The 19,771-nt window shown below is 60.3% G+C and carries 32 protein-coding genes; 8 read left to right on the forward strand and 24 right to left on the reverse strand.

What is annotated here, in order from left to right:
• Positions 1–128: 128 nt before the first annotated feature.
• From DEQ67_RS01400 to DEQ67_RS01440, 9 genes are all read right to left on the reverse strand, one after another.
• The gene (locus tag DEQ67_RS01400) at positions 129–365 is read right to left on the reverse strand and encodes a DUF7563 family protein (protein ID WP_115828255.1); all 237 of its coding nucleotides are present in this window, start codon (positions 363–365) and stop codon (positions 129–131) included.
• 171 nt (positions 366–536) lie between these two features.
• Entirely contained in the window at positions 537–1,562 is a 1,026-nt protein-coding gene (locus tag DEQ67_RS01405; RefSeq protein WP_115891784.1) for a tyrosine-type recombinase/integrase, read from the reverse strand.
• Positions 1,559–2,128 carry a hypothetical protein gene (locus tag DEQ67_RS01410; RefSeq protein WP_199522566.1) on the reverse strand — a complete coding sequence of 190 codons (570 nt, stop codon included), beginning with the start codon at positions 2,126–2,128 and terminating at the stop codon, positions 1,559–1,561. The genes DEQ67_RS01405 and DEQ67_RS01410 overlap by 4 nt, the downstream gene beginning before the upstream one ends.
• On the reverse strand, positions 2,125–2,316 hold the full coding sequence (locus tag DEQ67_RS01415) for a hypothetical protein (protein WP_115891758.1): 192 nt from the start codon (positions 2,314–2,316) through the stop codon (positions 2,125–2,127). Before DEQ67_RS01415 ends, DEQ67_RS01410 begins: the two co-directional genes overlap by 4 nt.
• A complete protein-coding gene (locus DEQ67_RS01420; RefSeq protein WP_115891759.1) occupies positions 2,313–2,537 on the reverse strand; it encodes a hypothetical protein in 225 nt (74 codons plus the stop codon). Before DEQ67_RS01420 ends, DEQ67_RS01415 begins: the two co-directional genes overlap by 4 nt.
• A 1-nt stretch (position 2,538) precedes the next feature.
• Positions 2,539–2,739 (reverse strand): hypothetical protein, encoded by a 201-nt coding sequence (locus DEQ67_RS01425; RefSeq protein ID WP_115891760.1) that lies wholly within the window; start codon positions 2,737–2,739, stop codon positions 2,539–2,541.
• A complete protein-coding gene (locus DEQ67_RS01430; RefSeq protein WP_233509342.1) occupies positions 2,736–3,548 on the reverse strand; it encodes a hypothetical protein in 813 nt (270 codons plus the stop codon). The genes DEQ67_RS01425 and DEQ67_RS01430 overlap by 4 nt, the downstream gene beginning before the upstream one ends.
• Positions 3,545–4,159, reverse strand: a complete 615-nt coding sequence (locus tag DEQ67_RS01435) for a helix-turn-helix transcriptional regulator (protein WP_115891761.1) — start codon at positions 4,157–4,159, stop codon at positions 3,545–3,547. Before DEQ67_RS01435 ends, DEQ67_RS01430 begins: the two co-directional genes overlap by 4 nt.
• 4 nt (positions 4,160–4,163) lie before the next feature.
• Entirely contained in the window at positions 4,164–4,358 is a 195-nt protein-coding gene (locus DEQ67_RS01440) for a hypothetical protein (RefSeq protein WP_115891762.1), read from the reverse strand.
• A 215-nt stretch (positions 4,359–4,573) separates the two neighbouring features.
• Here DEQ67_RS01440 and DEQ67_RS01445 point away from each other — a divergent pair, with 215 nt between their 5' ends.
• The gene (locus DEQ67_RS01445; RefSeq protein WP_115891763.1) at positions 4,574–4,828 is read left to right on the forward strand and encodes a MarR family transcriptional regulator; all 255 of its coding nucleotides are present in this window, start codon (positions 4,574–4,576) and stop codon (positions 4,826–4,828) included.
• Positions 4,829–4,830: 2 nt separating this feature from the next.
• Here the strand turns inward: DEQ67_RS01445 and DEQ67_RS01450 are convergent, their stop codons facing one another.
• Positions 4,831–5,103, reverse strand: a complete 273-nt coding sequence (locus DEQ67_RS01450) for a hypothetical protein (RefSeq protein WP_115891764.1) — start codon at positions 5,101–5,103, stop codon at positions 4,831–4,833.
• 271 nt (positions 5,104–5,374) lie between these two features.
• Between DEQ67_RS01450 and DEQ67_RS01455 the strand changes: the two genes are divergently transcribed.
• The 3 genes from DEQ67_RS01455 to DEQ67_RS01465 all read left to right on the forward strand — a co-directional run bounded on the left by DEQ67_RS01455 (position 5,375) and on the right by DEQ67_RS01465 (position 6,514).
• Positions 5,375–5,629, forward strand: a complete 255-nt coding sequence (locus tag DEQ67_RS01455) for a hypothetical protein (RefSeq protein ID WP_147301796.1) — start codon at positions 5,375–5,377, stop codon at positions 5,627–5,629.
• A gap of 75 nt (positions 5,630–5,704) precedes the next feature.
• The gene (locus DEQ67_RS01460; RefSeq protein WP_115891766.1) at positions 5,705–6,043 is read left to right on the forward strand and encodes a toxin-antitoxin system TumE family protein; all 339 of its coding nucleotides are present in this window, start codon (positions 5,705–5,707) and stop codon (positions 6,041–6,043) included.
• A gap of 21 nt (positions 6,044–6,064) precedes the next feature.
• The gene (locus DEQ67_RS01465) at positions 6,065–6,514 is read left to right on the forward strand and encodes a hypothetical protein (protein WP_181950683.1); all 450 of its coding nucleotides are present in this window, start codon (positions 6,065–6,067) and stop codon (positions 6,512–6,514) included.
• Positions 6,515–6,517: 3 nt separating this feature from the next.
• On the opposite strand, the gene DEQ67_RS01470 is transcribed toward DEQ67_RS01465, so the two are convergent.
• Positions 6,518–7,522 carry a Cdc6/Cdc18 family protein gene (locus tag DEQ67_RS01470; protein ID WP_115891786.1) on the reverse strand — a complete coding sequence of 335 codons (1,005 nt, stop codon included), beginning with the start codon at positions 7,520–7,522 and terminating at the stop codon, positions 6,518–6,520.
• Positions 7,523–7,651: 129 nt separating this feature from the next.
• Between DEQ67_RS01470 and DEQ67_RS01475 the strand changes: the two genes are divergently transcribed.
• Complete coding sequence (locus DEQ67_RS01475; RefSeq protein WP_147301797.1) at positions 7,652–7,999, forward strand: hypothetical protein; 348 nt, start codon at positions 7,652–7,654, stop codon at positions 7,997–7,999.
• Here the strand turns inward: DEQ67_RS01475 and DEQ67_RS01480 are convergent.
• The 13 genes from DEQ67_RS01480 to DEQ67_RS01540 form a co-directional block, all read right to left on the reverse strand.
• Positions 7,992–8,342, reverse strand: coding sequence for a hypothetical protein (locus tag DEQ67_RS01480; RefSeq protein WP_115891767.1), 351 nt, complete (start codon positions 8,340–8,342; stop codon positions 7,992–7,994). The two genes, DEQ67_RS01475 and DEQ67_RS01480, sit on opposite strands and share 8 nt — an antisense overlap.
• Complete coding sequence (locus DEQ67_RS01485) at positions 8,339–8,563, reverse strand: hypothetical protein (protein ID WP_115891768.1); 225 nt, start codon at positions 8,561–8,563, stop codon at positions 8,339–8,341. The genes DEQ67_RS01480 and DEQ67_RS01485 overlap by 4 nt, the downstream gene beginning before the upstream one ends.
• Positions 8,560–8,859 carry a hypothetical protein gene (locus tag DEQ67_RS01490; RefSeq protein ID WP_004062484.1) on the reverse strand — a complete coding sequence of 100 codons (300 nt, stop codon included), beginning with the start codon at positions 8,857–8,859 and terminating at the stop codon, positions 8,560–8,562. The genes DEQ67_RS01485 and DEQ67_RS01490 overlap by 4 nt, the downstream gene beginning before the upstream one ends.
• On the reverse strand, positions 8,856–9,206 hold the full coding sequence (locus DEQ67_RS01495) for a hypothetical protein (RefSeq protein ID WP_008605516.1): 351 nt from the start codon (positions 9,204–9,206) through the stop codon (positions 8,856–8,858). The genes DEQ67_RS01490 and DEQ67_RS01495 overlap by 4 nt, the downstream gene beginning before the upstream one ends.
• A 19-nt stretch (positions 9,207–9,225) precedes the next feature.
• A complete protein-coding gene (locus tag DEQ67_RS01500) occupies positions 9,226–11,874 on the reverse strand; it encodes an Ig-like domain-containing protein (protein WP_233509343.1) in 2,649 nt (882 codons plus the stop codon).
• Positions 11,875–11,936: 62 nt separating this feature from the next.
• A complete protein-coding gene (locus DEQ67_RS01505; protein ID WP_115891769.1) occupies positions 11,937–12,215 on the reverse strand; it encodes a hypothetical protein in 279 nt (92 codons plus the stop codon).
• Positions 12,212–12,472 (reverse strand): hypothetical protein, encoded by a 261-nt coding sequence (locus DEQ67_RS01510; RefSeq protein WP_115891770.1) that lies wholly within the window; start codon positions 12,470–12,472, stop codon positions 12,212–12,214. Before DEQ67_RS01510 ends, DEQ67_RS01505 begins: the two co-directional genes overlap by 4 nt.
• The gene (locus DEQ67_RS01515) at positions 12,472–14,946 is read right to left on the reverse strand and encodes a hypothetical protein (protein ID WP_147301798.1); all 2,475 of its coding nucleotides are present in this window, start codon (positions 14,944–14,946) and stop codon (positions 12,472–12,474) included. The genes DEQ67_RS01510 and DEQ67_RS01515 overlap by 1 nt, the downstream gene beginning before the upstream one ends.
• Positions 14,946–15,818 carry a hypothetical protein gene (locus DEQ67_RS01520; protein WP_115891772.1) on the reverse strand — a complete coding sequence of 291 codons (873 nt, stop codon included), beginning with the start codon at positions 15,816–15,818 and terminating at the stop codon, positions 14,946–14,948. Before DEQ67_RS01520 ends, DEQ67_RS01515 begins: the two co-directional genes overlap by 1 nt.
• Positions 15,819–15,821: 3 nt before the next feature.
• Positions 15,822–16,421 carry a hypothetical protein gene (locus DEQ67_RS01525; protein WP_233509344.1) on the reverse strand — a complete coding sequence of 200 codons (600 nt, stop codon included), beginning with the start codon at positions 16,419–16,421 and terminating at the stop codon, positions 15,822–15,824.
• Positions 16,418–16,717, reverse strand: coding sequence for a hypothetical protein (locus tag DEQ67_RS01530; protein WP_115891774.1), 300 nt, complete (start codon positions 16,715–16,717; stop codon positions 16,418–16,420). Before DEQ67_RS01530 ends, DEQ67_RS01525 begins: the two co-directional genes overlap by 4 nt.
• Positions 16,714–17,145, reverse strand: a complete 432-nt coding sequence (locus DEQ67_RS01535) for a hypothetical protein (protein WP_115891775.1) — start codon at positions 17,143–17,145, stop codon at positions 16,714–16,716. Before DEQ67_RS01535 ends, DEQ67_RS01530 begins: the two co-directional genes overlap by 4 nt.
• 58 nt (positions 17,146–17,203) lie before the next feature.
• Complete coding sequence (locus DEQ67_RS01540; RefSeq protein ID WP_233509345.1) at positions 17,204–17,704, reverse strand: hypothetical protein; 501 nt, start codon at positions 17,702–17,704, stop codon at positions 17,204–17,206.
• A gap of 198 nt (positions 17,705–17,902) precedes the next feature.
• Between DEQ67_RS01540 and DEQ67_RS01545 the strand changes: the two genes are divergently transcribed.
• From DEQ67_RS01545 to DEQ67_RS01555, 3 genes are read left to right on the forward strand one after another with little or no spacing between them, the layout of a single operon-like run.
• Complete coding sequence (locus tag DEQ67_RS01545) at positions 17,903–18,136, forward strand: hypothetical protein (RefSeq protein WP_147298806.1); 234 nt, start codon at positions 17,903–17,905, stop codon at positions 18,134–18,136.
• On the forward strand, positions 18,129–18,716 hold the full coding sequence (locus DEQ67_RS01550; protein WP_115891776.1) for a hypothetical protein: 588 nt from the start codon (positions 18,129–18,131) through the stop codon (positions 18,714–18,716). The genes DEQ67_RS01545 and DEQ67_RS01550 overlap by 8 nt, the downstream gene beginning before the upstream one ends.
• Positions 18,713–19,666: a hypothetical protein gene (locus DEQ67_RS01555; protein WP_115891777.1), complete on the forward strand. Its 954-nt coding sequence runs from the start codon at positions 18,713–18,715 to the stop codon at positions 19,664–19,666. Before DEQ67_RS01550 ends, DEQ67_RS01555 begins: the two co-directional genes overlap by 4 nt.
• Positions 19,667–19,771 lie beyond the last annotated feature (105 nt).

Raw genomic sequence — 19,771 nt, forward strand, 5'->3', positions numbered from 1 at the left:
CAGTCACGAAGCGTCACCTCCGATCGACCGACGAACGTCCTCGTCAGTCGCATCGAACGCGGGATGACGAACGACTGCCCGACTTTCGACGTTGTAGAGCGTCGAGGCACGGACGAAGGTCGTCGGCATCACTTCGACCACCCTTCAGGGGAACCGCCGTGCCGACCGCCCGCGTGCTGTGGGTCTGGAACAGAGACGGAGAGACCAGCGGCCGACCCGCTCTGCAGACGAATGAGCGTGTCACACTCGCGGCAGCGGTGAACGTGGTTGTTAGAATCGCCGTAGACTCGACGGAAGTCGCGGGTGACGTGTGACCCGCAGTACCGACAGCTACTCGCGTCGCTCTGGGACTCGAGTAGCATCATGCCGACCACCTCAAACGGCCGCTAGAACCGGCAAGAACGGCCGATTCAGCCTTAATGGGTATGGGACCGCCCGGTTTCGAACCGCTGACGATAGCGGACTCCTGAAACCGTCGAACCCACTAACGATATCTGACACTCTATGTGGGGTGCAAACGTTGACATTGTTTCACTTCAGTCGAGACTCAATTTATCCATGTGCGGGCCTCTCCGCAGCTCCATTTCCTCCAACTTCGTTGCCGTGTCGTAGTGCCGGTCGATAACCCGCTGCGAGGCGTTGACCCGCTCCGCGGTGACCTCCTTCGGAATACCCCGGTCCTGATGCCACGTGATCGACCCCGTCCGAATGTGGTGGGGGGCCCTCGATGAGGGGCACTTCGACGCGTGCGTGTGAGACCGGAACTCACAGTCGTCAGGATCGTGACCGTGAGGGCACGGGCCGTAGACACACGGCATCGTCGCCCGATAACTCCAGACGCGCACCGTGTTTCGACCGGGCCGACCGCGAGTCGAGGTGAAAAGCGGTTGGCGACCATGCTCGTCGTGGTTGTTCCATCGCTCATTCGCCACGTAGGCGTCGAGAACATCGACGACCTCCGGCAGCAGCTTGACCATCCGCTCGCCCTTCCGCTTGTTCTTCAGCGGAGTGCCCGTCTCGGGCCGATGAACGAACTCGACGTAGCCGACATCGCGGTCGAAGTCGCGAAGATCAAGCCCGCGAAGGGCACCAAGACGAGCCCCGGTGTGCCACGCGACTTCGAGGAAAGCATGAAAAAGAGACCCGTAGGTCTCGTCACTCGACCGATGATACCGGAGGATAGCGAGTGCATCGTCCGTCGCCAGCTTCGTCTCCCGTGACTTCTCGTCCTCGGGGACGCGCGGAACATCGACCTTCTCAGCGAGACCATCCTCGACGGCACCGATATTTTCGAGGTACTCGACGAGCCCGCGAAGCGTCTCCATCTCATTGTGAAGCGTCGTCGACGCGATCCCCTCGCCAGCACGGTGGGCGCGATACTCGTCGAACAGCCAACCGTTCAGCTCGGACACGCTCTCGATGCCGCGGTCCTCGCACCACGCACCGAAGAGTTTGAGACGGTAGTGGTATGAGTCAGCCGACCCATCGGTGAGTTCCGTTCGGCGGCGGTCGACGTATCGCTTCCAGGCGTCGCGCGGCGAAAGGTCTCGTGGACCAGTCACGGAGACCACCTCGCGCGATGAACGATGTGGCCGTCGACGAGCTCGGATTCCACGTCGAAGTCGTCCGTCTCAACGTCGAAGTTCGAAGCGACCTCCGCGCGGAACTCGTCTTCAGAAGCGCGAACCGACCGGATCACCCCCATGACGTGGTCGAGTTCGTGGAGTCTCTGAAGACGTGGCTGGTAACGGCCTCCGTCCGTGAGAAGCGTCTGCCGCGACTCGTGGAGCTGCAGAAGCAGCGCTCCGAGGTCGTCCAATTCTTCGTCGACGCGACTGTCACGACCGTCTTCGTGCTTCGCTTCGAGATGCGCCTGCGTCAGCTCTCCCAGTTCCTCCTGAATCGCGAGCAGGAGCGTCGCTTCGTTTTGGACACCCCACTTGTCGATGTTCTCAGCGGCCTTGCACAGCCAGCGGTCGAACAGGACCGAAGACGCCTCGTCGGTTGCTTGCTGGGGCGACTCGTCGTCGCGAAGCGACGCTCCGCAGCTCGAGCAGTACGGGGCGATCGACACGACGCGGCCACAGTCTTCGCAGCGTTGCCGGTACGAACGGGTGTGGTCGGTCATCGCAGGTCACCCCCAGTGAGTTGCGAGACCTCGGCGCGGATGTCTTCCAGGAGGCCGACGACATCGTGCTCGGTCGCATCGGGACCGATGAAGACCGCCGCGCAGACGTCGTCGCCCTCGACGAGCGCGAGCGACTGCTTACGGTCGTCATCGAACGACCCGGACACCGTGTTTCCGGTCTGGCTCATCTGAACATCACCCCGACGCCGTTGAAGCGGAAGTCGTGCGGGTTGCCGCACTCGGGACAGTCGAGCGGCCGACCAGGAAGGTAGACCATCCCTTCGGCGTCGATGTACGCCGGCTCGTCGAGTTCGATGACCTCGGGCTCGTGGTCGCACTCGTCGGTCAGCGCAGCGACGCCACAGTGGAACTCGACTTCGGTCTCGCCGGCAAGAGACTGGACGGGCATCTCAGAGCACCTCCGTGGGAGTCACCGATTCGATGGTCGAAAGGTCCGACCCGCAGTCAGGACACTCTTCGATCAGAAACAGTTCCGAGGGCTTGGACTCGCTACAGCTGAGCTCGATCTCGAACGTGATGTGCTCGGGATCGTTCGGACATTCGACGAGCATCGTGCCGTCGACGCGGTCCGTCGAGTGACGGTAGCTCATATCTCCATCACCTGCTGGACCTGCTCTCGCGGGACCCAGGTCGTGGTCGGGCCACCGCAAAGCCGGATGTAGTGTGCGTATATCTCGATCCGGCCCTCGTGGCGAACAGACTCGTCAGCGTCCTCGTAGTAGTACGCGGTGCCGCTCTCGATGACTTTGAGCGGTCCATCCTGGTCGCGGCCACCATCAGTCTCGATACCGTCGCCACGGTCGACTCCGGCGAGATTGAACTTCCGGACGATGACGCCCGAGTTGCCGTCCGCGGCACGCTTCGAGCCCGCAATCAGCGCGCAGCCGATCGCTTTGGCTTGGTCGGGCGCGAACGTCGTCGAGAACGAAACGCTCTGGAACTCTTCGGCGACCTCGAAGATGACGTTCTCTGTCGTCGCCTCGACGTAGAGCTGGTTGACTCGGTCGGAAAGTTCTGCACTCACACCTCCCTGCGCGGTGGTCGGTTCGACATCGAGCGCGACGTGCATCTCCTCGGCACCGGCGTGCTCTTGGGCTTCGGGGAGTGGCGGTTCCCACTCGCGCGGGTTCGACGGCGTCTCGTGCGCGAGCCGGCGGTAGAGCGTGTCCAGCGAGATGCCGAGCGTTTCGGCAACGGTCTCGAACGCTCCGAGCGAGGCTTCAGCGTTTCCGCCGTCGGTGGCGACGCCGTCGCCGCGGTCGACATCATCCTCTTCGTCGTCGAGGTCGTCGTCGAGGTCGTCCCAGCGCCATTCGAGGTCGTCTTCTTGTCGCTCCATCAGCTCGCAGTCGCGGCAGAGCCGGCCCTGACAGCGCGACCCGCAGATGTCGCAACTCATTGCCGCTCACCACCGTCGGTGACCGCTTCGGCGAGTTCGAGGCCGGCCAGCGAGGCCATGTGCTCGGCTTCGCCGGCGACCATCTGTCGCGCCAGCGCGGTCGACTCGTAGGAGTTCGTGCGCTGGTCGATCTGTCCCTTCTCGATGACGCCCATCTCGACGAGGGTGTTGAGGTTCGGGTAGACGTGGTAGTTCGAGATTTCTTCGCCGTAGCGCTCTTCGAGGATGTGCTTGATGGCGACGCCGTACGGTTTGTCTCCAACCTCCGTCTCGATCTCGATGACCGCCTTCACGATCTGCTGCTGAATCTCGGTCAGATCGAGCCACCGAACGCCGCCATCAGCGACGAGTCGCACGTCTTCTTCGAGGCGAGTGACCTTCCAGCGGCAGGTGTTCGTCTCCGGCCGGTAGCGTTCGACTTCGAGGCCATCGAACTCCACGGGGTCGAAGTGCGGGTACGCGTTCACCGCACGCGCAAACCAGTAGCCGATTTCCGACCCGTCGAGGTCGGTCTTGTTCGCGATGGTTCCCGAGTAGTAGATGCGGTCCTGTCCGGGTTCGAGGTCCTCACGAAGGAACGCGAGGAGCGTATCGAGATTGTTGTAACTCATGGTGTTAGTCCTCCCGCGCGATATCGCTCGCGCGGACGTTCGGCAGCGTGCAACCGCACGGGACGACCGTCCGGTTGAGGGGCCCGCTCGCGCTGATGCCCTCGATGGGCGTGGCGCACGTGGGGCAGTTGTTTGACGCTTCGTCGGGCGTGTCGCGGGCTTTATTGCGTGCCCGCGAGAGCTTCAGTTTGGTCGTCATTGTGGGTGACGGCCCGTGCTCGGGTCCTGCTGGAACAGGAGCCCGGGCGTTTTCCGCGACTTGTAGGCCACGGTGAGAGTCGTCACTACCGACAATGAGAGGCATCCAATATAAAACCCAACTACCATAGTAAATTTTCAATGACTACTTGAGTAAACAGACCTAACTATATACGTGGTTGTTTTTGAACCAAGATGAGTGAATTCCTGAAGAGGATGGTCGAAAGAATCTCGTGGTTTTCGCCCGCCGACTACGAGATTCTTCTTTTTTACGAATCTCACGACATTGGCGCAACGTCGAAAGTAGTCGCCTACAATATCGACTATAATGATGTGTACGTGAACAAGAGGATGCGAGTATTGGAATCTGCGAACCTCTTTTCGAACGAGAACGGTATCTACGAGCTCACGGACTTCGGCCGCGAGTTCCTCGCGGGCAACGTCGATGAAGACGAGTTGCCGGAACCGTAGCGTCATTCCCAATCGACCTCCAACTCCAGAAAGACCTCGCGCATCCACTCTGGCTCGTCGGGATCGTCGACGCGACCGTCGTCGAACGCGTCGATGAACGTCGCCTTCTCGTTGCTATCGATACCGTAGACCCATCGTCGGCCGTCGTGGTGGACATCGAGTCTCGCCGCGTAGTCTGGGTCTGTGGTAATCTCGATGCGGACCACGAACCCGCTTAGCAACCGCAGTTCTCGACTCGTTCCGTTCGCCGGACCGGTGCCAATCGTCGTCGACATACCTGTGCCGATGAGTATCTCCCTTAAACGATTTGCAGGGTGATGAACGAATAACCCGATTCGAACGGACTACTCTGCTGTTTTCATGAGCGTGAGGCTTTGCTACCAGCGTTTGGCCAAAATGAGCGAATGAACGAATAACCGCGCCGTCTGCCGATTAGCGCGATGAACGAATCTCTAACAAACAACACTCAAATGAAATGTAAGGGAAATAATTATGTTTGGTAATCTGAATAGTAGTGTATGGAAAACGAACCTTGGGGTTCTGGAGATGACTGAACAGTCAGTGGCGAGAAGCGGTGTGTCTGAAGCAATCGGCCTACTGAAGTTGATTTTTGTCTGGTGGCTTCACGGAATAGGTGCGCGCATAGCCCTGTTCCTCATTTTCGTTCCGGGTATCGCGGCCTACTACGCGGCAACACTCGGTCTCGGAATCTCAACAGCGATAGCCCTCGGACTTGGGATACTTTCGTCTATCATCTCCCTGTGGGTGTACGGTGTTCTGAAAACGATGTATTCTGAGTGAGAATCGTTCCACCACTATTGGCACTCAGACCAATGGGTAGAGTTATGCAATTGGTCTACGTACCAATGGTTGAGGATGGCCTCGCTGACCGACGACGACCTTGATGGTGTGAGCAGAGGGGAGAAATACCCCGACGGAACTGTGGTTCGAGTGTTCTGCATGCGAACCTCAGATGATGCATACCCATCTGGGTGGGCCTACAAGTTCCACTACGGTGCGATACAACCAGACTCTGAACGCACTCTCGAGGATGGAACGATTCGTCGGTACGACAACTCACACGAAGACACGAAAGGCCACGAACTCCACGTCGCGCCGAACCCTGACCCAGAAATCATCGAGTTCCCCGGCATCGTCGAACTCTGGGAGCGGTTCTGGAGCGAGATACCGAAATCGGAGTTCGAACTTAAGTGAGGCCATCCGAGGGAGGTCCCAATGTCAGATACTGTGCCACCGCTGCACCCGATGGAACGCGAACTACTCGAAGCCGAATCGACACTCGTCGTTACAGTAAAATCGGACCGAGAGTTCGAAGAGGACGTTACCGAGAGTCTCACCGCTCTCGCAGATGGCGACTCTGTAGACTCCACACCGACGATTTCATTCACAAGCTATGATGACCTGATGGCTACGCTAACCCCGCGAACGCTTGACCTCATCAAAGCTATCCGTCGGGAAGAACCATCCAGCATCAACGAGACGGCCCGCGTAGTCAACCGTGACGTGAAGAACGTCCACGAAGAACTCAACCGTCTCGCTCGATTGGGTGTCATCTTCTTCGAGCAAGAGGGTCAGAGTAAGCGACCAGTCGTCTGGTTTGATGAGTTAGTCATTAACCTTCCATTCGACATGGAGAACAACGACACAGCCGCAGCAGCGTCGTGAGAATCACGGCTCGACGAGTCGATATCGAGTCCCCCGCGTCGCCCCCTCTTGTTCGATGAGTCGGTACCGTTCGAGCGCACCTAGATAGCGGCGACGGGTCGCCTTCGATTTCGGCGCGGAGATGTGCTCTTCGTACGCTGCGTGGAGGTCCGTAGACGAGACTTCACCGTGGCGCTTGACGATATCGTAGAGGAGTCGCTTGTGCGTCGATAGTCGCTCGACGTTTCGCTCGTGGACTTCTCCCGCGGCACCATCAGCGACGTCATCGACGAGCCCCGGGCTGAGCGCGTCGAGTTCCTGGAGGTCTGCGAGCTGGGCCGCCCGCCGAAGCTTGGTGATTGCGAGCCGAGCGTCGCCAGCCGCGCGGTCCGCGATGTGCTTGATAGTCGCTTCGTCGACAGCGCCGGGAACGAGACCGTGGTCAACGCGGGCGCGGATGATGTCCGCGAGTTCGTCGTCTCGATACTTTTCGAGCGTCACGCTTGCTGCGGCGCGAACGCGTGACTCGACGCGCATATCGAGCGTCGAGAGAAACGCGTCTTCGGAGACACAGATCATCATCGTGGTGACGTTGTCGATGTCATAGAGCATCGCGATGAGCGACGGGTCTTCGAGGACGTCGACCTCGTCGAGGACGATGACGAACTGCTCGTTCCGACTTTCAATGCGAGCAAGATACTCGTGAACCGGTGTCGACGCTCGGTCGAAGTCGAGTCCGAGGCCGGCGTCGCGCATGAGCGTGTGGAGAACAGCGGCGTTCGTCGAATTCGAGAGGCAGTTCACGTAGGCGGTTCGGACATCGAGCGTCGCCCGTTCGAGTTCGTTCGCCACGAACCGGGCAAGAGTCGTCTTCCCCGCACCGGAGGGGCCGGTGATGAGGATATCCGACCCGGCTTCGCCACCTTCGATTGGCTTCAGTAACGACGAGAGGTGCCCGATTTCGGCGTTTCGATGTTCCAAGTCAGCGGGGACGAAATTGTCCCGGAGTGCCCGCGCATCGCGTATCATGCCCATAGCATTCGTGAGATACTGATTTGAATAGTCGGCAAGCAGAGTGAAAGTAAAGACCTGTGCGATAGAGGGTGGTGTAGCGATAAAACTATCATCTCACATTTGTTTTGACTGATTAATCAGCTCATGCCTGAGAGCCTTCATTGGAGTTGCTCAGAATGTGGAGAAATTTACTCTAGAGATGAGCCTCGAACGTGTGCAATCTGTGGGAACTCTATTTTCAAACCCGTAGAAATCGAATCAGCCCCGAATGACGTCGGGAAGGAAACTACTGATGAATTCGATATTGGGTCTGAACTTGAGCGTCTATCTGAGATAAAAGACGAGCAAGTCGAGGAAGAAGACCCGAGCCTTTCTGATGAGCCAAGAGTACAGTCAAACCCAACAGAAGAGTCGAACGAGCGCTCAAATACCATTTACACACTTCTGCTGTTAGTTCTTCTCTCTGTTATTTTGATCTGGTTCTTCACCTGAATGGGTGTCTGTCGGCGTAACTCGGGAAAGCGTAGACGACCCAGTTGACGAAGAGAATCACGAGCAAACCGAGGTCGTGGAGTGCGAGCCCGGCGAGACCGGAGACACTCGGGACGCCGAAGAAGACGACCAGGAGCATCGCGATGCCGAGCCCGACGAGCGTCGGCGCGAGATGCGCGACCCGAATCGCCCAGACGGGTGCGTCGTCGTCCCAGTCCATCGTCACTCGCGAGTCGGTCCCGTCGATGGAGATATCGACGTCGGCCCACGGGTAGGCCGCGACAGCGTGGGTGAGTTCGTGGAGGGGGACCGAAGGCGTCAGCAGGTTCGAGAGGAGGCTCATCGTGGCACCTCGCGAGCGAAGAGCGTGAAGAGGACCATGCCGTTGAACCCCAGCGCGAAGTAGACTCCGACGCGCGTGAGGACTCCAGGAACGTCGAGGGCGACGGGCGCGGTCATGAGCCCGTTGCAGAGGAGGTTGACCATGATGAAGACGTGCGCGGCGAGTTGCTTCTCGTCGAGGTCCTCGTTGAGAATCCCATCGCGCAGGGTCCCGAGACTCATTGAACCACCGTCTGGAAGAGCGCGGCGAACAGCGAGACGACGAGCGTCATGAAGATGACCGTCCAGGCGATGGAGGCGATGATGCCGGGAAGCAACGTCGCGGCGAACCCCGAGATGAGAACGAGGAGCGTCGCCGGGAGGACGTAGTCGCCGGTCTTGGCGTAAATCGGGATGATGACGCCCGCGACGATGAACATCGCGAGGACGCTCTCGGAGCCCGGCCCGAAGGCACTGCCGAGGCCGTCGGCGACACAGGAATGGACATCCTGCTGGAACCAGCAGTCGAGCGCGCTCATGAGATGCGCATCCCCCGGATGATTTGCCAGACACCGATGTAGTTCACGAACTGAATCGGGACGCCGATAGGACCGGCGAACCACGCCGGAAAGCCGACGTTCTGAAGGGCGAGCGGAAGCATGAGGCTCCAGCGTAACGCTCCGACGATAGCGCCGGTTGCCTGCGTTGTGAACCCGAGGTAGCTGTCGACGGAGTCGCCTCGGTCAGCACGGTACGACGATGCGTCTTCGGAGAGCTGGTCGGCATCGTCCTGAAGACCAGTCGCTTTGTCGATTCCAACGGCGTCGTTGAAACCAGACCCGGCCATGAGGCCGCCAGCGACCGCGAAACAGATGACGAACAGCATTGGGACTGTGACTTTCATTTTAGTAGGAGTTGAAGGAGGCGGCGAGCCCGAGTAGCGCGACCGCGCCGGAGAGTCCGATGACACTCATCGGAATGTCGACCCAGCCGAGCCACGTGATGCCCGTGGCGACGGAGACGACAGCAACTGCGCCGACGCGTGAGAGCGTCGAGGGGAACGCGGCCGCGAGCGCGACGAGCAGGACGAGTCCGCCGAGCGTGGCCCACCGAGTATCGATGGGGACGGGCGTGCGGATCGACGCGGCCGACGAGATGGGCTCGTCGATGGTGATCATTTGGCTGTTCCGTTCGAGGGTGATGTTCACCGCCCAGTCCTGTTCGAGCTCGGACTGGCTGAGTGGTTCCGTGCGCTGGAACGACGAGAGGTTCGTCGCCGTCGATTCGAAGAGGACGTTCGAGGCGTTGCCCCGTTCGTGAACGACGATATCGAAGTCGGTCGTCTCGTCTTCCGGGTCGGAGTACATGACGCGGAGTGCCGATGTCTCGTCGTCGACGAACGCATCCCACTGGTAGGTGTCTCCCTTGGGAGCCTGCCACTGGATCGTCCCGACATCGAGCGGGGCAGTGCCGTTGACCGCGGCGATGTAGGCACCGAGCTCGCGACGGTCGCCGTCGTCGTTCTCGATGACGAGTCGGTATCGTTGGTCTTGTTCGAGCGTCGTCTTGAACACGGAATCCGCACCGAAGTAGTCGCCAGTCACGACGCGCCACTCGATGGTCCCGTTTCGCTCGATTGGTCGCTCGACGTAGAGCACCGTCGAGCTTGCCTCGAAGTCACCCGTCTGGTCGTTCAGCGTCATCTCTTGGTAGACCGTGTCGGCGGTCTCCGGAAGGAGATAGACGTCACCCTGCTCGAACACCGATTCGATAGCGACTGTCCGAGTAACGTAGCCGTCGACAGTCACCTCGATGATGTAGCCGCGCTCGACCGGAACGCCGGTCAGATCGATTGTTCCGGAGGTGTTCTTCGTGAAGATGAGTTCACCCGAGTAGAGTTTCGCAGTCACCTGCGCGGACCCTGTGATCGGATCGCCGGTCGAGACGTTGCGGATGGTAAGCGTCGACGGTGAGCGAATCGTCCGATTATCTGAGGTGACGGTGTTGCCGTAGGTGTCGCTCACGCGGACGGACCACGATGCAGACCCGCCATCCATCGTGTACATCGTGGAGGCGGTGCCGTTGCTCGTGAGGGTCTCGGACCCGACGACACCGCCGTCGACGATGAACTCGGCCGTGAGCTCGTCGCCGTCGAACGCGAAGTCCGAATCAGTCAGGTTGGCAGAAAGTTCGATATCACGAGTCGACAATGAGGTGTTGTCTGACGGTGAGAGCTCAGTTATCGTTGGCTCGACGTGCTGAACTTCGAAATCGAACTCGGTCGAAGAGACGGTTTCGCCGTAGCTGTCGTCGACGGTGACGCTCCAAGTGTGGTTACCATCCGACAGCGACGGGGCGGTAATCGATGCTGTCCCGTTGGAAGTCCGGGTTGTGGTGTCGACGACCGAACCATCAACGCGCCACGTCAACGTGAGTTCCTCGCCCTGTGCGGTTCCGAGGTCGTCGTCAGAGATGTTGACGGAGAGCGTTGGCGTCGAATATCGGACGACCTCGCCACCGCTTGGGGATGAAGATGCCGCTGAGATGTCTGGCGTCGTAACCGGGAAGTAGACCGCGTCGCGCCCGAGGCCGGCTGTCGGCTCAGAGCCGGCAGTCTCGAAGTCGACGCGGACGCGCCACTGGTCGGCGCTCGTTGAGGACAGGTCGGCGGTTTTGGTCCCACTGGTTGAGTGGGTCGCTGACGAGACGTTGGTCCACGTCCCAGATGACTCTGCCTGCCAAATCACGTCTGCGGTCGCATTGTCGAGTGAGAGGTCAACGCGCCCCTCAGCAGGGTCGGTGACGTTGTGGGTTGATGATATATATCTGCCAGAGTAACTCGACCCTGCACCGTGAGCGAAATCATCGAAGTACCCCGCACCATCGTTAGCTCCGAGTGTTGCGGTGTCCCAACCTGACGACATATCTCGCCACATCGATAACCCCGTCACAGTGCCGTTATCCGACGCTGTTTCCCATTTCACCGTGAACGTATCTGTCACTGGGTCAATGTCGGTGATCCGTACTGAGACCCATTCATCGGCGGAGGGAACTGATGTTATGGTCTGCTCAGCCCCGTTATAATTGATCAGTGAGTCGCCGTCTAACTGGACAAGAGCCACCCGAGTACCGTCCTCTGAGAGGGCGAGACGGATCGATCCCCCCGAATCGTCGGCCGATACATATCTCATATCGGTTGAGACGGGATCTGTTGTCGGGGGGATGGGGTGCAGATCTGGCTGCAGTCGCGAGATTTCAGTCCCGTCTAAATCTCCGATGTAAACACTTTGTGACCCGTCTGTTGCGTAAGTCGATGAGACCTCTACTGCGTCGGGCACCCAATAAGCGGCGTCTTGTGACCACCCATCTGGAATCCCCGAATCCGCTGGTTGGTCCTCGAAACTATCGAAATAGCTCTGCCCATCGGTGAAGACGAGATTTGCACTATCTCCAGACCCTGCGACAGAGACATTCGTCAGCTCGGTCGCATCATCGAAATCCGAGTCGGTTGTATGTTCAGACCCGACAACGAGATCACCGTCGGCGGCAGTCACGGGCGCAACGGAGATGATTAAAAGCGACCCGATGATTGCGAACAGAACGATACTGGGTCGCCTCACAGTCGGCCCCTCCGGTACTGTGCGACCTGTTGTTTCTCTCGCGTCACGCCGGCGATGGCTGCGTACACGAGGTAATCGACGATGAATATCGGGACGATGAGGAAGTAGCTCAGCGTCTCTAAGTTCTGAATCGGTCCCCAGACCCACGTCGATTGGAGGAACGTCATACTCTCCGCGACGTGGAAGACCTCCGCTCCGGCGGTGTTGAGGAACAACACAAGGCCGGCAATCTGGATGATACCGACGGCGACGAAGATCAGCACCCGAGGACTCACGGGGTAACACCACCGAGAAGCGCGCCGCGAGTGAGGCCGGTGACGAAGAGACCGACGATGACGAGCGCAACGAGCCACGTCACGGCCTGCGTGACGTAGAGGCAGTTCTGCGCTCCCTCGACGACGGGCTGGGTGACCCGCGATGGCCCACAGGAAGGGGCGAGCATCAGTTCGGTGACCGTCTGGAGGATGTCCTGAACGAACACCGAGAGGAAGAGCGTCAGCGCCGCCTTGATGTAGAACCCGAAGGTCGCCATCAGAGGCCCCCGAAGCGCTCTTTCCAGAGCTTGTCGATGTCGGCGATGCCAGTCTTCCAACTGTTCTCCCACGCACTCATATCGACCGCGAAGGTGGACTCGAAACTCTGGTTACCAGGCGTTTTGTCTCGTTTACGCTTGGGGTTTCGTGTCGGCGGGCGTTGTCTGTTCCACCACCTGGGTTGGTCGTATTCGGGTGGCTGCTCATTCGGTGTCGGTTCAGATGGGGTGTCTGAAACAGGGCTGTTGAACTCGGGGAGCGAGTCCCAGAGACGCCGCGCCTCGGATTGGTCACCGAGTTGTGTGTCGACGCGGAGATCGGGGACAGTGTCGGTGTCTGTGCGCACGGGTTGGGACTGGTCAGTCGGTTGGTCGAGGCCACTTTGCGAGCTGATGCCGGCATCGAGACCCAGACGGGTGCCAAGTCCTGTATCGAGGCCGAGGCGCGACTGAAGCCGTTTCTGAGCTTGTTCGTACTGCTGTTGTTGCTGACGGGCGTACTGCTCACCGGTCGCAAGCCCCACGCCGGTGGCCTCTGCCCGTCCAAGTAAGTCGGTCCGTCCCTCGAAACTGGAAGCTTCAGCAGCGCGTCGCATCTGCGCTGCCTCGCTGGACTCCCACTGACGGGCGACATCGCGGAAGTCCGTGGAGGGTGTGTCCATCTGCGCGGCCAACTGTGACTCGCGCGGAGTGAGGTCAACCTCAGTCGATGACTTAGGATTCCGTGGGTTCCAAGCTTCGAGTTGAGCGTCTGTCGGACCTGAGCGAGTGGTGTCTGGTCCCGATGAGACTGTCCGGCCTTCGGGGGCGGGTTGACGATAGCCCTCCGGTGGACCTTCCGGCTCATACGATTCCCCAGGTGGGAGACGTTCCTGCCGTTCGGCGTGGAGCCTTTCGGCGGCCTCCTCGGCCTTTCGGGTCCGCTCTGCCCGTTCGAACCGATCAAGGGTATCTTGCATATCGGACATGAGGCCACCACTGTCAGCGTCGGGGGATGCGTCGTCGATGTTCCGAATCAGCTGTCCTTGACCACGTGTATCGCTGAGGAATGCGCTCGCCCGAGTGCTCCCAGCATCAATATCGGCTTGGGCGACACGACGCGCTGCAGAGCGTGTCACACGCGAGGCTGCGGCCCCTCCGAGAGCGGCGGCCGCAGTCCCACCTAAAATAGACCCTGCGAGGTCGGCGGGATTCTCATCCATTCGCTTCGTAAAGACATCCGCGGCGAGCGTCCCCCTCTCCGACACGTCTTGAGCGAACCCCGGACCGTCGCCCATCAGAATCCGGTTTGGTTGCGTGATCGCGAACTCTCCGGCCTCCTTCGCCCCCGCCGCGAGAGCAAACGGGTCGAGAATATTTCGGAAACTGCGAGCTTCACCACGGACGAAGTCTGGGTTGAACGGACTCCCCATTGCAGACGCTGATATGGGAGTATTAGCGCCTTCGGAGATGTAATCCAAGACGGGATCGGTTGTCTCCTGATACTGTGCCGATTTGTTTTCGAGGTCGTCCTCAACCCTGTTCCCTGTGAACGGGTTTTCAATCGGGATGTCGCCGAACTGCTCTTCCGGTTCGGGTGGCCCCTCGATACGTGCGCGGAAGCCGCCGTCGTCCGTCTGCCCGACAATCTTGACTCGGTCGGGGTCGACATCGACTTTGTCGGCGATGTCGCGGCGTGCTGTCTCTCGCTGGACTGTGGAGATGTCGCCGCTGGCGTCCTTGGTGAGCTCGGCGTCGATGTCCTGCGCGCGGCCAGTCACGTTGTCGGACGACTCCTGACCAAGCTTCTCGGCGAGTCGCTGTTCGCGTGCTCGTGCGTTTCGCTGTTGTTCGACCTGATAGTCGCGGACGTTGTGCTGACCGATGGTCGTGAGCGAGGCGACGAGCCTGTTTCCGTCGCGCCGGACTCGGACGTTCTGTGTGCTGTCGAGGCCGGGCGTCTGGTCGACGACGCGCTGTTTGAGCTCTCGGATTCGAGTCCGGCGCTTCGCTTCGGCACGGGTGATTTCACGGGCGTCGACGAAGTCGTCGCCGACCATCGGCGCATCTTGGCGCTGTCGTCGCTCGTTCTCTTGTTTCGTCTCGCGGACTTCGCGCTTGTACCGTGTGGCCGCCTCGCGGTCGCTGACCGGGTCACGGCCACGGTCGCTCGACGAGCGACTGTTGGTCCCTCCAGACTGTGACGACCCAGATGACGACGACCCAGACGACGATGAGTCGGACGACGACCCCGTCTGGTATCGGTCGCCTCGACGCTGGGATTTCCGCTGTTCGACGATTTGTCGGTCACGGTCGCGGTCGCGGTCCCGATCTCGGTCACGGTCACGGTCCCTGTCACGGTCGTTCGACGAGGACGACCCGGACGACGAACTGTCGTTGTTGTCCCGAGCACGGTCGCGAGCGTCTCGGATGTCTTCTTCAGCGCGGCGCTTCGCCTCGCGGTCCTCCGCGTCTCCTCCGCCGGGAAGTGGCATCAGAACACACCTCCGAGACCGGCGTTAATCATGAACGGAAGGACGTTGATGCCGCCGCCGGTGCCGGATGCGCTCCCTGCGATGCTCGCGGCGAGCGCGGGTCCGAAGAGACCGAGTGCGACACCACCGAGCCCGACGAGAACGAGGTAGAGTTGCTCTTTGCGGGACCAGTCGAGTTCGGCGAGCTTCGCGCGCGTCCCCTGGAGGCTCATGTCCTCCTGTGTGACCTTGCTACCGAACAGCCGGTAGCCGTCGCGGAAGGAGATGACACGGCCGTCGTATTCGTCGTCGGCGACTTCAGCGTGGATTGCGACATCGGTTCCTCCGTCGGTCGTGGCGCTTGGCTCGAACTCCCCGCGCCGGCGTTGGCCGCCCATGAACGCCTCGATAGGGTCGGTTGTCTCAGCGTATTTCCCGAGCGCCCACGCGACGGGGTATTTCCCGAGCATCCGGTACGGGATGCCCTGCTCGTCGGTTTTGAAGCGCTCGTCGTTCTCGCTCCGGAACTCGTTCTCGGTCGTGTGCCAACTCGAAGCGCGCGGTGCGATGACGCCGTCGCCGTAGATGACGTGCGTGATGGTGTCGGCACCGGTCGTTTTGAGCTTGAGCTTGTAGCCGGCGTCGATGACCTTGTCGCCGAGTTTGTTCGTCCTGGGGACGAACCGCAGGACCTTGAGCCAAAACGAGACCCAGAAGACCCACCAACCGCGGAAGAAGTTGTAGACGAGCCCGCCGCTGGCGTCGCCAGCTTTCCGCGCGATTTTGTGGTCTTCTGATTCCTCGTCGAGTTTCTCTCGGGTGTTCGCGAACAATTCTGGTTCGTCCGATGCGAGTGGGTCGGTGTCGTCGGGGTTGGGATTCTTGTCAGTCATGGGCTACCACGGGAGGATACTGCTGATTCGACCACCGGACTGGGTGTCGCCGTCGGGGTCGCGCCGTTCGCTGGAGACGTGAGTCTCTGTTATCGCTTCGAGGAGGCGGCCGTCGCCGAGCGACTGGCGATCGGTTCGAACGTCGTCGATGACCGTGCGGATAGCCTCTTTCTCGTGGTCCGCAAGGTCTCTCCGCACGCCACTGAACGAGTCGCCGTTGACTTCCTGAGCGACCTGCCGAAAGACGCCAGTACAGAGGTCTGGGTATTCGCGGCCGCGGACGATGCGGTCGCGAAGGTTCGCGTTGAGGAGCCGCCGAGATCTGGCGTCGTAGTACTCCTCGTCGTGATCGGCGAGCATCTCGCTCGGCGAGAGGTACGGCTGGATGAGCGAGACGAGTTCATCGTACTCGTTGGACTCGACGTCGGCTTCGAGGAGGCGGTCGAGGAGGTCCTCGGGCTCCATGTCGTGCATGGGGTCGACTACCGGGCCGTTCGAGACGCCGCGGTTGACCGCGGTTCGTTCGAGATCTTGGGCGGCGCGCTCGTCGAGCTCACGCGCTTGGAGCTCGCCGGGGTCGGGTTGGGGGTCGCGTCCCATCATGCGCGGACACCCTCACTGGTGGCGGTGTGGAAGACGGCACCGTAGAGTGCGATGGCACTGACTGCGGCCGCGGCGAGGCACACGAACTGGATAGTCGGAGAGCCGACTGAGATGAACTCGCCGGTCGATTCGTTGAAGACGGCGACGTTACCGCTGGTGAGCGCGAGTGCGCCCCAGACGATGAGGCCGAGTAGTGCCCAGATGGCTTCAGAGTCGTGGCCGCGGAAAACGAGCGCTCCGAAGAGGGCGAGCGTCCCGAGGAGGCCGAGTGCCAGCTGGTGGGCGACGAGTATCATCCGAGGAACCCCCAGACGACGAATGCGGCGGCGATGAGGGCGAGAAGCGGTACTGGGATGCTAATCGCACCGAGCCCGCGGTTCACATCGCGGGTAGTCTGGTCGGGTGCTTCGAACTGGTAGCTGATGTTGACCTGCGTCCCGTTGGAGACGGTCGCGTTTGCCAGTCGTTCGAGCTCCCCGGTCGATTCGTTGAAACGGTAGTCGACACCTTCGGAGAGGGTCGTACCGTTGTGCGTGACGGTGACGTTCGCGCCGAAGTCGACGGCGATGTCTGCCGCGTCGACGAGGCGGCCGGCATCGTCGAGGGTGATGCCTTCGGTGGTCGCTTGAGCCTCGGCACTCTCGATGTAGGAGGTCCCGAAGGTAGCGATAGCAAAAACACCGACGACGGCGATGATGGCGAACGTGACGATTGCGTTAGTCATGGCTCTTGAGTTGGGTGATGAGCAGTGAGAAATCGGTGCGTAGGTGGTGTGTCCGGGTCTACCGGCCGCCGTTCATACCACCGCCCATGCCACCGAAGAATCCGAGCGCGACGCTCGCACCTGCGGCGATGAGACCGACGCCGATGAGGATGAACGCCGTCTCGCCGTAGTTAGCGAACGTGTCGAACATCGAGGTCCAGGTGTTGTTGTACGTCGGATTAGCGACGATTTCGGTCGAGTAGAGCGACCCGAGCACGATGAGCGCGACGACGGCGACGATGATGGCCTGGGAGACCATCATGATCGAGCCGGAGATGCGGGCGGTGGTCGTCGCGTCTTCTGCGAAGTGCTCCTGTTTGGGTTCGATGCCGACACGCTGTGCGGTGTCGAGCCCGCGGTTGAGCGCTTGGCCGGTGACTCCGCCCTGTCCGTGGACGAATTCCTCGATTGGGTTGGTGAACGATTCGTCGACCGTCACTTCGATAGCGCGGTCGTCGTCGACGTTGGCACCCGGCCCCAGGCGGAACCCAGCGGCGGGGTGGCCTGCACATGCAGACATACTTACGCCATTGGTGTCCTCATAGTTATATTTCGTGCAAGAATTAGATGGAACTTAGTGTTTAGTGGGGGTATGAACCCTAAGACGTGTCTTAGGGTCGTCCGGGGTATTAACCGATATGAGGGTGTGGGGAACAGTATGTCGACACAGAAATTCAGACAATCGAGGACTGATGCGGCCTCTGACCACATCTGTCAGATGGGATCTCGACGCTCTGTTGAAATCCAATCGCTCCTGAACGAACTCGGTGGACTGGACGAACTCGCACTCAATCGTGAGTCACGGCAGGTGACGACGGTTTCAGGGTCGCTGTACATCAATCCGACCGCCTACGGTGCGGATTGGCTCGAACTCGATGGTGACATGGAGGTCGATGTGTACACGTTCGGGGATTCGATTCTCATCACTCGTGGGGGTGATTCGAATGTCTAACTCGGATGACCCACGGTCGAAGACGGTTCGTGAGCGCATCATCGAGGACGCGCAGGTCCGGTGTCACCAGAAGCGCTCGGAGGTCCAAGACGCCCGGTTGCGGATGTCGATGGTTCCGCGGTCGCTCCGTGGCGATTTCCAGAACCGGGTTCTGGAGTACTACCGGGCGCTCCGCCCGCTTCGGAGCGAGGGCATCATCAAAGAGTGGTGGTCGTCGGTCGTGCTGTCGCCGAACTGGACCGCCGAGCGAGAGTACGTCTTTGAAATTGACGGACAGACACTCGAAGTGTCGCAAGACGAGGCGATGGCGATTTACGAGAAACAGGGCGTCCCACCGGTCGAAGTCAGAGACATCCCGTACCAGGGTCTCGAACGTCTGGACGAACTGGAGGATGCGACCGAGACAGTCGTGGAAACCCGCTCGACGATGCGCGGGGTGCGGGAAGAACAGACGACCCAACAGGTCGTCCTCGACGTGCGACAGCTGATGGACATCGCGGGTGTCCTCGACGACGCGGCGACGAAACTCGGGTTCAAGCCGTCTATCGAACTTCAGGACGCGGAGGGTGAGGTCGTATGAGTTCGCAGAGTGAGCCGGAGATCGTCGACCGGATGCAGTCGCACGCTCCTCCGAAAAACCTCTCCAGCCACTACTCGGAGATGCCCGACCGAGTCCGCGAGAACCTGATTCTCCGCCGCAAGATATGGCCGCGGATGAACGTGTTCAACGAGAACTGGATGTGCTTTTTAGCCGGGGAGACGGGGGACGGGAAGTCTTACGCGGCACTCCGACTCGCGGAAGCCCTTGACCCGACGTTCGGACCACATCGAGTGACGTACTCCGTCGAGGAGTTCCTCGAAATCGCCGCGAGTGACCTCCCAGAGGGCGCGATTATCGTGCTCGAAGAAGCGGGTGTCGCCGCGGGGAACCGGAATTGGTACACGGTCGCCAATCAGGTCCTCGACGCGCTAACACAGACGTGGCGACATCGAAACAACGGCGCGATCATGACTGCGCCGGACTTCGACCTCATCGACTCGCACGTTCAGCGTCGGTTCCATCACCTCGGTATCATGGTCGGCAAAGACGAGTCGGCCGGCATCAGCAAAGCCCGGTGGAAGTACATCCAAACGAACAACGAGACGGGCAAGATGTACAAGAAGTACCACCGGATGATTGGCGACGATGGTGTGCTTCGACGGCACAAGTGGATGAAGTTTCAGCTCCCGACGCCCGAACTCGTAGAGGAGTACGAGTCGACGAAGGGCGAGTTCACTGACGACCTCATTGACGACTTGCTGGAGAAGGTGCGAGCGGAGTCGAAGGAAGCCGAGACGGAACAACTGTCGCCGGTGCAGGTGGCGAAAGAGATTCTCGACGAGGGGCGCGTCGAGGAGTACATCAGTGAAGCATCGGGTGGTGAGTACTTCGACCGTGCTCTGTTGAAGATGGACTACGGCGTGAGCGAGGACGAGTCGAAGCAGATCAAGAAATACGTGGTTCGGGAGGCGGACCTCGATGTCATGTAGAGTGTCGGGACACCCTCCCACCCCCCCACACCCTTGTGTTTATATTAACTTGAGATACGCAAGTGGCGGGTCGTCGGGTCGTCGGCTTCGGCGGTCCTTCGGCGT

The sequence above is a fragment of the Haloferax sp. Atlit-48N genome (genome assembly GCF_003383015.2).
In the GTDB taxonomy this organism is placed as follows: Archaea; Halobacteriota; Halobacteria; order Halobacteriales; family Haloferacaceae; genus Haloferax; species Haloferax volcanii.